The following is an 11,500-nucleotide window of genomic DNA, read 5'->3' as shown; positions in this document are numbered from 1 at the left end:
CCGCCACTACTTGAGCTGGTCCTCGGTGTAGTAGTTGCCGCCGACGATGATCTCCTGGTAGTTCGTCTTGTCGACGATCACCGGGTCGAGCAGGTAGGCGGGCACGACCTTGGTGCCGTTCTCGTAGTCCTTGGTGTTGTTCACCTCGGGCTTGCCGCCCTTGAGCACGGCGTCGGCCATCTTGACGGTCTGCTCGGCGAGCTTGCGGGTGTCCTTGAAGATGGTCGAGTACTGCTCACCGGCGATGATCGACTTCACCGACGCGAGCTCGGCGTCCTGGCCGGTCACGATCGGGTACGGCTGGCCGCTGGTGCCGTAGCCGTTGCTCTTGAGCGCCGACAGGATGCCGATGGAGATGCCGTCGTAGGGCGACAGCACGCCGTCCACCTTGGCGTCGCCGGTGTAGGTCGTGGTGAGGATGTCCTCCATGCGCTTCTGGGCGGTGGCCGGGTCCCAGCGCAGGATGGCGGTGGTCTTGAAGTCGGTCTGGCCGCTCTTGACCGTCAGCGTGCCGTCGTCGATCTTCGGCTGGAGCACCGACATGGCGCCCTGGAAGAAGAACGTGGCGTTGTTGTCGTCGGGCGAGCCGGCGAACAGCTCCACATTGAGCGGGCCCTTCTTGCCTTCCAGGCCCTTGAGCAGCGAGGTCGCCTGCTGCACGCCGACCTTGAAGTTGTCGAAGGTGGCGTAGTAGTCGACGTTCGGGCTGTTGCGGATCAGCCGGTCGTAGGCGATGACCGGGATCTTGTTGTCGGCGGCCTGCTGGAGCTGCGAGGTGATCGCGGTGCCGTCGATCGAGGCCACGATCAGCAGCTTGGCGCCCTTGGTGATCTGGTTCTCGATCTGGTTGGCCTGGGTGGGGATGTCGTTCTCGGCGTACTGCAGGTCGACCTGGTAGCCCAGCTTCTCCAGCTGCGACTTGACGTTGTCACCGTCGTGGATCCAGCGCTCGGACGACTTGGTCGGCATGGTGACGCCGATCAGGGCGCCGGCCGCGCCGGCGCCGCTGCCCGCCGAGGGCTGCGCGTCGACCGTCTTCTGGCTGGAGCCGCAGGCGGTGAGCGCCGCGGCGAGGGCCATGACGGAAACCACGCCCCCGATTCGTCCCAACCTCATCGTTGTCCCTCTCGTTACTCAAATGCGACAAACTAGAACAAAGTTCGCCGCTGGTTCCGCCGATTGTTATCGTTAACAATCGGGATGTCAACGGTTGAAGCGTAAATTTCACCGGCTGCGGCGACGGGCCGTGAACAGCCTCTGCAGGAGGATGAACAGGAACAACAGCAGTCCGATGAAGATCTTCGTCCACCAGGAGCTGAGCGTGCCCTCGAAGCTGATCACCGTCTGGATCAGCCCCAGCACCAGCACGCCGAGCACGGTCCCGAACAGCAGCCCGCTGCCTCCGGTGAGCAGGGTGCCGCCGATGACGACCGCCGCGATCGCGTCGAGCTCCATGCCGACCGCGTGCAGCCCGTAGCCGGACAGCATGTAGAACGACAGCAGCACACCGCCGAGCGCCGAGCAGAAGCCGCTGATCGTATATACCGCGATCTTCGTCCGGCCCACCGGCAGGCCCATGAGCAGCGCCGACTGCTCGCTCCCGCCGGTGGCGTACACCGCCCGGCCGAGGCGCGTGTAGTGCAGCACGTACGCCGCCGCCAGCACCACGACCATCGCGACGACCACGCTCGGCGAGATCCACAGATCGGCGAACAGGTCGATCCGCTCCTGCGCGAACGCGGTGAACGCGGCGTCCTCGATCTTGATCGAATCGGTGCCGATCGTGTAGCACAGCCCCCTGGCCAGGAACATCCCGGCCAGCGTGACGATGAACGGCTGGATCTCGAAGGCGTGCACGATGTAGCCCATCACCAGCCCGAGCCCCGACCCGATGAGCAGCACCAGCGGGATCACCAGGTACGGCGGCCAGCCAGGCCCGGCCATCAGGCTCGCCGAGACCATCGTGGACAACGCCACCACCGCGCCCACCGACAGGTCGATGCCGCCGGTGAGGATCACGAACGTCATCCCCACGGCCACGACCAGCAGGAAGGCGTTGTCGATGAAGACGTTGAGCACCACCTGCCCGCTCGCGAAGCCCTCGTAGCGCAGCCCGCCGGCCACGAACATGGCGACGAAGAGCCCGCCGGTCACCAGGACCGGCAGGTACGCGGCCGGCACCCGCCGGCCCAGCGTCGCGATCGCCGAGCGGCCCTGCCCGGCCGCCACGACGCCCTTGACCGGTTCTTCCGTGGTGGTCATGCGGTCACTCCCGTGCGTTCCTCGATCGCCGGGCGCCGGCGCGACCACTTGGCGCGGAAGGCCGGGGACTGCACGAGGCAGACCGCGGCCACCACCAGCGCCTTGAACAGCAGCGTGGTCTCCGGCGGCACCCCGATGGAGTAGATGGTCGTGGTGAGCGTCTGGATGATCAGCGCGCCGAGCACGGTCCCGCCGAGCGAGAACCGGCCGCCGGCCAGCGAGGTGCCGCCGATCACCACGGCGAGGATGGCGTCCAGCTCGATCCACAGGCCGGCGTTGTTGCCGTCGGCGCTGGAGACGTTCGAGCTGATCATCAGCCCGGCCACGCCCGCGCACAGCGCGGCGAACGCGTAGACCATGACGATGATGCCCCGCGCCCTGATCCCGGCGAGCCTGCTGGCCTCGGCGTTGCCGCCGACCGACTCGATGAGCAGGCCGAGCGCCAGCCGCCTGGTCAGGAACGCGGTCACGGCCAGCACGGCGAGCACCAGCAGCACGCCGAACGGCACCGCGAGCAGGTAACCGCCGCCGATCAGCTTGTACGACGGGCTGTTGACCGTGATGATCTGCCCGTCGGTGATGAGCTGGGCCAGCCCGCGCCCGGCCACCATGAGGATGAGCGTGGCGATGATCGGCTGGATCCCGATGCCCGAGACCAGGAACCCGTTCCACGCCCCGAGCAGCGCCGACAGCCCGAGCGCCAGCGCCACGGCGGTGAAGAGGCCCTGGTCCTGGCTGATCTGCAGGCACGCCAGCGCCCCGGAGATCGCCACCACCGAGCCCACCGACAGGTCGATGCCGCCGGTGGCGATGACGAGCGTCATGCCCAGCGACACCAGGATGAGCGGCGCGCCGAACCGCAGGATGTCGATCAGGCTGCCGTAGAGATGCCCTTCCTTGATCTCGATCGAGAAGAAGCCGGGCGTGAAGAACACGTTGAGCACCAGCAGCGCGGCCAGCACGGCCGCCGGCCACAGCAGACGCCTCATGCGACCCGGCCTCCGCTCGCGATCGTCTCCATGAGCACGTCGGTGGTCAGGTCGTCGTCGTTGGGCAGCTCGGCCACCAGCCGGCGGTCGCGCAGCACGCCGACCTTGTGGCTGAGCCGCAGCACCTCCTCCAGTTCGGCGGAGATGAACAGCACGGCCATGCCGCCGCCGGACAGCTCCACGACCAGGCGCTGGATCTCGGCCTTGGCGCCGACGTCGATGCCCCGGGTGGGCTCGTCGAGTATGAGCAGGCGCGGCTCCAGGATCAGCCACCTGGCCAGCAGCACCTTCTGCTGGTTGCCGCCGCTGAGGTTGCGCACCAGGTGCTCGGGGTTGGGCGGGCTGATCTTCAGCGCCTTGACGTACCTGGCCACCAGCTCGTCCTGCTGCTCGCGCGGCACCGGCCTGGTCCAGCCCCGGGTGGCCTGGAGCGCGAGGACGATGTTCTCGCGCACGGTCAGGTCCGGGATGAGGCCGTCGGCCTTGCGGTTCTCCGAGCAGAAGGCGATCTTGTGGTTCATCGCGGCGCGCGGCGTGCGCAGCGCGGCGGGCGCGCCGCCGACCGCGACCTCTCCCCCGCCCGCGTGGTCGGCGCCGAACAGCAGCCGGGCGATCTCGGTGCGCCCGGAGCCGAGCAGCCCGGCCAGCCCGACGACCTCGCCCTCGTGGATGGTCAGCGTGAACGGCTCGATCGCGCCGGCCCGGCCCAGCTCGCGGGCCTCGACCAGCGGCCGGTCGAACGTCCTGGCCGCGCCGTGCAGCTTCTCCAGCTCGGCCAGCTCCTGGCCGATCATCTTGCCGACCAGCTCGACCTGGCTGAGCTCGCTGGTCGGGTACTCGCCGACGAGACGGCCGTTGCGCAGGATCGTCATCCGGTCGGAGATCTCGTAGATCTGGTCGAGGAAGTGGGAGACGAAGAGGATGGCGATGCCCTCCTCCTTGAGCCGCCGCATCACCGTGAAGAGCTGCTCGACCTCGTCGGCGTCCAGGCTGGAGGTGGGCTCGTCCAGGATCAGGACGCGGGCGTCCACGTCCACGGCCCTGGCGATGGCCACCATCTGCTGGACGGCCAGCGAGTACGACGACAGCGGCGCGGTGACGTCCAGGCTGAGCTCCAGCCTGGACAGCAGCTCGGCGGCCCTGGCGCGCATGTGCTTCCAGTCGATGCGGCCGCGGCGCATCGGCTCGCGGCCGATGAAGACGTTCTCGGCCACCGAGAGGTTCGCGCAGAGGTTGACCTCCTGGTAGACCGTGCTGATCCCGGCCTGCTGGGCGGCCTGCGGCCCGGTGAAGGCGACGGCCCGGCCGTTCAGCTCGATGACGCCGGAGTCCGCCTGGTACACGCCGGTGAGCACCTTGATCAGGGTGGACTTGCCGGCGCCGTTCTCTCCCATGAGCGCGTGCACCTCGCCGGGCAGCAGCCGCAGGTCGACCCCGTCCAGGGCGGTCACGCCGGGAAACCGTTTGCCGATCCCGCTCATCGTCAGGACCGGCGCGGGAAATGCGGCCATCGGCCTCTCCCCTTCTGCTGGGCCCGGGCCGGCGCGCGGCCGGCCCGGGTCACGCGGTCAGTACTGGCGGGTGGACAGGACCTGCTTGGCCTGCTCCTGGGTGAACGTGCTCTCCTCGGTCACCACGCGGGCCGGAACCTGCTCGTTCTTGACGACCTTCTTGGCCAGGTCCATGAGCTGCGGGCCGAGCAGCGGGGAGCACTCGACGATGTAGTTGATCTTTCCGTCGGCCAGGGCCTGCATGCCGTCCTTGACGGCGTCGACGGTGATGATCTTGATGTCCTTGCCCGGCACCTTGCCCGCGCCCTCGATGGCCTCGATCGCGCCCAGGCCCATGTCGTCGTTGTGCGCGTAGAGCACGTCGATGTCCGGGTTGGACTTCAGGAAGGCCTCCATGACCTCCTTGCCCTTGGCGCGGGTGAAGTCGCCGGTCTGCGACGCGATGATCTTGAACTTCGGGTCGGCGCCGATGATCTCGGCGAATCCGGCCTTGCGGTCGTTGGCCGGGGCCGAGCCCGTGGTGCCCTGCAGTTCGACGATGTTGACCGGGTCGGTGCTCGACGTGAACTCCTCGACCAGCCACTTGCCCGCCTTGCGGCCCTCCTCCACGAAGTCGGAGCCGAGGAAGGTCTTGTAGAGAGTCGTGTCCTTGGAGTCCACCGCCCGGTCGGTCAGGATGACCGGGATCTTGGCGTCCTTGGCCTCCTTGAGCACGGTGTCCCAGCCCGACTCGACCACCGGCGAGAAGGCGATCACGTCCACCTTCTGCTGGATGAACGAGCGGATGGCCTTGATCTGGTTCTCCTGCTTCTGCTGGGCGTCGGAGAACTTGAGCGTGATGCCCGCGTTCTTGGCCGAGTCCTGCACCGACTTGGTGTTCGCGGTGCGCCAGCCGCTCTCCGCGCCCACCTGGGAGAAGCCCATGGTGATCGCGCCGTCGCCGGAGCCGCCGCCACTGCCGCCGCTGCCGCAGCTCGCCACCGTCATGGCGGTGAGCCCGGCGAGCACCAGCACCGAGATCCTCTTCAACACGTTGGGGGGTTCCTCTCTTGATATTAGCGCTAACAACTCGCTCCGCGTCAGCGCCGTCCTGCCTGTCGCCGTCCTGCCTGGGACTGCCGTCGCGCCGGTCAGCCGGCCCGGGTCGTGCTGCCGCGCAACACGAACGAGGGCGGCACCACGAGGCGTTCGCGCGCCTGCGCGAGCCCGCCTTCGATCTGCCGCAGCAGCACCTCGATGCTGTGCCTGCCCACCGCGCCGAAGTCCTGCCCGATGGTGGTGAGCGGCGGCGAGAAGAACTCCGATTCCGGGATGTCGTCGAAGCCGACGACGCTCACCCGCTCGGGCACTCTCACCCCCCGCTCGGTGAACGCCCGCAGCAGTCCCAGGGCCATCTGGTCGTTGGCCACGAAGACCGCGCGGACGTCCGTCATGTCCGCCAGCCGCTGCCCGGCCGCGTAGCCGGAGCGTGGGCTCCAGTCACCGGCGAGCGGTTCCGGCACGGGACGTCCGGCCCGCTCCAGCGTCTCGCGCCAGCCGGCGACGCGTCCTTCCGCCTCCAGCCAGTCGGACGGCCCGCTGACGTGCCAGACCGTCTCGTGCCCCAGGTCCAGCAGGTGCCGGGTGGCGAGCCTGCCGCCTTCGACCTGGTCCACGCAGACCACGGAGACGTCGCCGGCCTCGCCGCCCTCGACGGCCACCGTCGGGACGCCGAGCGGCAGGTCGGCCAGGGCCTGCGCGGCCGAGCGCTGCGGCGCGACCACGACGATCCCGTCGACGCCCTGGTCGGCCAGGTAGTCGAGGGCGTCGCGGACGCCGCTCCTGTCGATGGACTTGAGACTGACGATGCTGACGAAGTAGCCGGCCGCCCTGGCCGCCCGCTCGATGCCGTAGACCGTGCTGGCCGGCCCGTACAGGGTGGTGTCGAAGCTGACCACGCCGAGCGTTCTGGAGTGCTTGGTGACCAGCGCGCGGGCGACGAGGTTACGGCGGTAGCCGAGCTTGTCGATCGCCTCCAGCACCCGGGTCCGGGTCTCGGTGCGGACGTTGGGATGGTCGTTGAGCACGCGCGAGACGGTCTGGTGCGAGACTCCGGCCTCTCTGGCCACGTCGGCCATGACCGGCAGGCGGCGCCCCTGAGTCGAGCTCACAGTCGTGCCCCTTTCTGGCTTGGCAAGACTGTGAACGTTAACAACAGGGTTCGTCAAGGGGCGCGCGGATTACGGTCACGTCACGCGCGGCGCACCTTGACGGATCGCGGCCGGGCTACCTACCTTGTGGCAGACCCCGCGGCACGACGCGGTAGTGGGTGGTCAGCCGCCCCTCGTCGTCGTAGAGATGAAAGGCGATCGACGGCGGGAACCCGGGGTCGGCGACGTAGTCACCCTCCCACGGCAGGATGAGCCCGGAGGCGATGCCGGGCGCCACCAGCAGCGGCTTGCCCGCGAACGTGGTGGCCGCCGCCGCGTGCGCGTGCCCGACCAGCACCGCGGCCACGTTCGGGTACCCGGCGACCAGTTCGGCCAGCGGCTCGGCCCGGTGCAGCCTGATCTCGTCGATGAACGGGATGTGCAGCGTCACCGGCGGGTGGTGGAAGGCGATGAACACCGGCCTGTCACTGGCCGCCAGCACGCCGGCCAGCCAGGTGATCGTCTCCTCGTCCAGGTGGCCGTCGTGCCGGCCGGGGATGGAGGAGTCGCAGATCGCGTAGATCGCCCGGTCTGTGGTGTGCACCTGGTTGATCGGACCCGGCGCGGGCTCCTGGCCGAGGAACGCCTGCCGGTAGTGCTCGCGCACGTCGTGGTTGCCCGGGCAGACCAGCACCGGATGCCGCGAGGTCAGCAGTTTCCTGGCCTCCTCGTACTCCTCGGGCCGGCCGTGGTCGGCGATGTCCCCGGTGACCAGGACGGCGTCGAAGTCGTGGTCGAGCCGGTCCAGGTAGCGCATGACGAGGTTCGTGCGCTCGGCGGCCCTAACCGTGCCGTCGAGGTGGATGTCGCTGACATGGGCGATCACGATCACGTCGGGATCCTTTCTCCGCTGGTCGGACCAGGTTAGGCGGCGACCGGCCCAAGGATAAGGTCCAGTTCCGTGACAGGAGATTGGGCCGGTTCCGTGGACCTGCATGTCGACCCGGACTCCGCGGCCGGGCGGCGGCGCGGGCTGGAGGAGGCGCTGCGCGCGGCGGTGCGCGCGGGGCGGTTGCCCGGTGGCACGCGGCTGCCGTCCACGCGGGCGCTGGCCGCCGAGCTGGGCCTGTCGCGCGGCACGGTGAGCGCGGCCTACGACCAGCTCGTCGCCGAGGGCTACCTGACGACCCGGCCGGGCGCGGCGACCGAGGTGGCCGACGTGCCCGAGGTGGCGTCCGGGCCGGTCAGCGCGCCACCTGCGGATGCCCGGCCCCGGCACGACCTGCGCCCGGGGCGGCCCGACGTGTCGGCGTTCCCGGCGCGGGCGTGGCTGCGGGCCACCCGGCACGTGCTGGCGACCGCGCCGGCCGAGGTGTTCGGGTTGTGCGACCCGCGCGGCAGGATCGAGCTGCGCACGGCGCTGGCCGCCTATCTCGGCCGCACCCGAGGGGTGATCGCGGCGCCGGAGCGTATCGTCGTCGTCACCGGGTTCGGGCAGGCGATCAACCTGCTGGCCACCGTGATCGGCGGGCCCGTCGCGCTGGAGGACCCCGGCCACGACTTCTACCGCGAGGTGGTCCGGCGCACCGGCCTGGACGTCGTCCCCCTGCCGGTGGACGACCGGGGCGCGCGGACCGAACTCCTCGGCGCGGACGTGTTGGCCGCGATCGTCACGCCCGCGCACCAGTACCCGCTCGGCGTGCCCCTGCACCCCCGCCGCCGCCGCGCGCTGCGCGACTGGGCGGTGCGCGGCGGGCTGGTGATCGAGGACGACTACGACGGCGAGTTCCGCTACGACCGCAGGCCCGTCGGCGCCTTCCAGGGCACCGCGCCCGAGCACGTCGTGTACTTCGGCACCACCTCGGAAACGCTCGCCCCCGCCCTGCGGCTGGCCTGGCTGGTGCTGCCGGACGCCCTGATCGGCCCGATCGCCGAGGCCAAGCTGTACGCCGACACGCACACCGAGGTGCTCGGCCAGCTCGTCCTGGCCAGGCTGATCGAGACCCACGACTACGACAGGCACGTCAGGGCGGCCAGGCTGAAGTACCGGCGCCGCCGCGAGCTGCTGGTCGAGCGGCTGAGCCGGGTGCCCGGCCTGGCGCTGCCCGGCGTGGCGGCCGGGCTGCGCTCGCTCGTGCTGCTGCCCGCCGACGGCCCGGCCGAGCCCGACGTCCTGGCCCGGTGCGAAAGCGCGGGCATCGCCCTGCGCGGCGCCCGCGGCCTCTGGCACGGCTCGGGCCCGCCCGGCCTGCTCGTCGGGTACGCGGCGGCACGCGAAACCGCGTACCCGCGAGCGGTCGAGGCCCTGGCCCAGGTGCTTACATGTCCGCGCCGGCGGAGAACATGATCTGCCGCACCTCCACGCCGAGCCCGTCGATCCTGCTGTCCGGGATCTGCTTGGCCAGTTCGACGGCCCGTTCCCGGCTCTCGCAGTCGACCAGGTAGTAGCCGCCCATGTACTCCTTGGCCTCCAGGTACGGCCCGTCGGTCACCACCGGCACGCCGCCGCGGCCGCGCACGCTCACGCTGTTGGCCGGGTCGGCGAGCGCGTTGGTGCCGATCATCTCCCCCGACTCCTGAATGGCCTTCATGAACGGCCCGTGACCGCCCATGACCTCGTTGCGTACCTCCTCCGGCAGGGACTCCCAGACCTCGGGGTTCGACTGCATCATCAACAGGAACTTCACGATCGTCTCCTCTGGACGTCCGGCCGCCCCCGGTGGGCGGCCCTGCATGCGGTGGTCGGAGCCGTCACGCCGGTCTCGACATCCTTTCCGGGAAATCTTTTTCCGCCCCGATGTAGAGACCGGCCGCGCCGCTCCGACCCTCCCGTGACGAGAGACACGAGAGAGGACCCGAGATGCGAGTCGAGACACGGGCGGGCCGGCGCGAGTGGCTGGGCCTGACGGTGCTCATCCTGCCCACGCTGCTGGCCGCCCTGGACATCAACGTCCTGTTCCTGGCGTTGCCCCAGATCAGCGCCGAGCTCGGCACCAGCGGCGTGGAACAACTGTGGATCATCGACATCTACGGCTTCATGGTGGCCGGGCTGGTGATCACCATGGGCACGCTCGGCGACCGGATCGGCCGGCGCAGGCTGCTGCTCATCGGCGCGGCCGCGTTCGGCGTCGCCTCCGTCGTGGCCGCCTACGCCACGAGCCCGGCCATGCTCATCGCCTGCCGGGCCGCGCTGGGGGTGGCGGGGGCGACGCTGATGCCGTCCACGCTGGCGCTGATCACGAACATGTTCGCCGACGCCAGGCAGCGCGGGACGGCCATCGCGATCTGGGCCACCTGCCAGTTCGCCGGCGCGGCGCTGGGCCCGGTGGTGGGCGGAATGCTGCTGCAGTGGTTCTGGTGGGGCTCGGTGTTCCTGCTGGCCGTGCCGATCATCGTGGCGCTGCTGGTGTTCGGGCCGCTGGTGCTGCCGGAGTTCCGCAACCCCGGCGCCGGACGTCTCGACCCGGCCAGCGTGGCGCTGTCGATGCTGGCGATCCTGCCCATCGTGTGGGGGATCAAGGATCTGGCCGTCTCGGGCACGTCCGGGACGTGGGCGCCGGTCGCCGCGCTGGTGGTGGGCGGCGCGTTCGGGGTGGTGTTCGTGCGCAGGCAGCTCCGCCTGGAGGACCCGCTGGTCAACGTGCGGCTGTTCGGGCAGCGGTCGTTCGCGCTGATCCTCGGCGCGCTGGTGCTGGCCGGGGTGTCGATGGCGGGCGCCGGACTGCTGGTGACGCAGTACCTGCAGACCGTGCTCGGCTACAGCCCGGCGCAGTCGGCGGTGCTGTTCGCGCCGATGGGCCTGGCGGTCGCGGCGGGCACCATGCTGGCCCCGGCGATCACCAGGCGGATCCCGGCCAGGCCGGCCATCGCGGGCGGGCTGGTGTTGTCGGCGGCCGGGTCCGCGCTGCTCACGCTGGTCCCGGCCGAGGGCGGGCTGCCCGTGGCGGTGGCCGCGGTCACCGTGCTGGCGCTGGGCACCGGGCCGCTGTTCGCCCTGGGCACCGGCATCGTGGTGGGCTCCGTGCCGCCGGAGAAGGCGGGGTCGGCGGCGTCGCTGTCCGAGTCGAGCAACTTCCTGGGCGGGACGCTGGGCCTGGCCGTGCTCGGCACGGTCGGCGCCGCCGTCTACCGCCACCTGCTGCCCGCCGGCCTGCCCGACGCGGCGCGCGAGACCGTCGCGGGCGCGAGCGCCCTGGCCGCGGGACTGCCCGGGCCGCAGGCCGCCGAGCTGCTGCGGACCGCGCACGCCGCCTTCACCACCGGGCTCAACCTGGTCGGGGCGACGGCCATGGCGCTGTTCGCGCTGGCCGTGTTCGTGGTGACACGCGTACGGCTGTGAGCCGGGGAACCCGCCGCGCCGCCCGCCCGTTGTCCCTGTTGAACGGCGAGCACGAGGAGGGGCATGGGCTGGCACTACAGAAAGTCGATCAAGGTGGGCCCGTTCCGGCTCAACCTGTCGAGGCACGGCGTCAGCTCCGGCTTCGGCAACCGGCGTTTCCACGTGAGCATCACCCCCGACGGCCGCAGGCACGTCTCGGTCCGCCTGCCCGGCGGATTCCAGGTGGGCAAGACGTTCGGCGGGCACCGGCGCTACCGCGGATACTGATGA

General features: G+C 70.4%; 11 protein-coding genes. 3 read left to right on the top strand and 8 right to left on the bottom strand.

Translation table 11 applies throughout. From position 1 onward, the window contains the following. Positions 1–6: 6 nt before the first annotated feature. The 7 genes from chvE to HII36_RS14410 form a co-directional block, all read right to left on the bottom strand. The gene (gene chvE, locus HII36_RS14440) at positions 7–1,080 is read right to left on the bottom strand and encodes a multiple monosaccharide ABC transporter substrate-binding protein (protein WP_217369516.1); all 1,074 of its coding nucleotides are present in this window, start codon (positions 1,078–1,080) and stop codon (positions 7–9) included. A 144-nt stretch (positions 1,081–1,224) separates the two neighbouring features. Next, complete coding sequence (gene yjfF, locus HII36_RS14435) at positions 1,225–2,262, bottom strand: galactofuranose ABC transporter, permease protein YjfF (protein ID WP_173523665.1); 1,038 nt, start codon at positions 2,260–2,262, stop codon at positions 1,225–1,227. Further along, positions 2,259–3,251, bottom strand: a complete 993-nt coding sequence (locus HII36_RS14430; protein ID WP_173523664.1) for an ABC transporter permease — start codon at positions 3,249–3,251, stop codon at positions 2,259–2,261. Before HII36_RS14430 ends, yjfF begins: the two co-directional genes overlap by 4 nt. Continuing rightward, positions 3,248–4,762: a sugar ABC transporter ATP-binding protein gene (locus tag HII36_RS14425; RefSeq protein ID WP_173523663.1), complete on the bottom strand. Its 1,515-nt coding sequence runs from the start codon at positions 4,760–4,762 to the stop codon at positions 3,248–3,250. The genes HII36_RS14430 and HII36_RS14425 overlap by 4 nt, the downstream gene beginning before the upstream one ends. Positions 4,763–4,819: 57 nt before the next feature. Further along, on the bottom strand, positions 4,820–5,794 hold the full coding sequence (locus HII36_RS14420) for an ABC transporter substrate-binding protein (protein ID WP_328807711.1): 975 nt from the start codon (positions 5,792–5,794) through the stop codon (positions 4,820–4,822). Positions 5,795–5,892: 98 nt separating this feature from the next. Continuing rightward, positions 5,893–6,879 carry a LacI family DNA-binding transcriptional regulator gene (locus HII36_RS14415; protein WP_173523697.1) on the bottom strand — a complete coding sequence of 329 codons (987 nt, stop codon included), beginning with the start codon at positions 6,877–6,879 and terminating at the stop codon, positions 5,893–5,895. A 148-nt stretch (positions 6,880–7,027) separates the two neighbouring features. After that, complete coding sequence (locus HII36_RS14410) at positions 7,028–7,783, bottom strand: metallophosphoesterase (RefSeq protein WP_173523662.1); 756 nt, start codon at positions 7,781–7,783, stop codon at positions 7,028–7,030. 93 nt (positions 7,784–7,876) lie between these two features. Here HII36_RS14410 and pdxR point away from each other — a divergent pair, with 93 nt between their 5' ends. Continuing rightward, positions 7,877–9,238, top strand: a complete 1,362-nt coding sequence (pdxR, locus tag HII36_RS14405; protein ID WP_328807710.1) for a MocR-like pyridoxine biosynthesis transcription factor PdxR — start codon at positions 7,877–7,879, stop codon at positions 9,236–9,238. On the opposite strand, the gene HII36_RS14400 is transcribed toward pdxR, so the two are convergent. Next, positions 9,210–9,578: a YciI family protein gene (locus HII36_RS14400; protein WP_173523660.1), complete on the bottom strand. Its 369-nt coding sequence runs from the start codon at positions 9,576–9,578 to the stop codon at positions 9,210–9,212. The genes pdxR and HII36_RS14400 overlap by 29 nt on opposite strands. Before the next feature lie 173 nt (positions 9,579–9,751). On the opposite strand from HII36_RS14400, the gene HII36_RS14395 reads away from it, so the two are divergent. Beyond that, the gene (locus tag HII36_RS14395) at positions 9,752–11,230 is read left to right on the top strand and encodes an MFS transporter (protein WP_173523659.1); all 1,479 of its coding nucleotides are present in this window, start codon (positions 9,752–9,754) and stop codon (positions 11,228–11,230) included. Between the two features lie 63 nt (positions 11,231–11,293). Beyond that, positions 11,294–11,497, top strand: a complete 204-nt coding sequence (locus HII36_RS14390) for a DUF4236 domain-containing protein (RefSeq protein WP_173523658.1) — start codon at positions 11,294–11,296, stop codon at positions 11,495–11,497. Positions 11,498–11,500: the final 3 nt, after the last annotated feature.

It is taken from the genome of Nonomuraea antri (assembly GCF_013283785.1).
GTDB classification, from domain to species: domain Bacteria; phylum Actinomycetota; class Actinomycetes; order Streptosporangiales; family Streptosporangiaceae; genus Nonomuraea; species Nonomuraea antri.
This window is presented reverse-complemented; position numbering and strand designations above follow the sequence as displayed.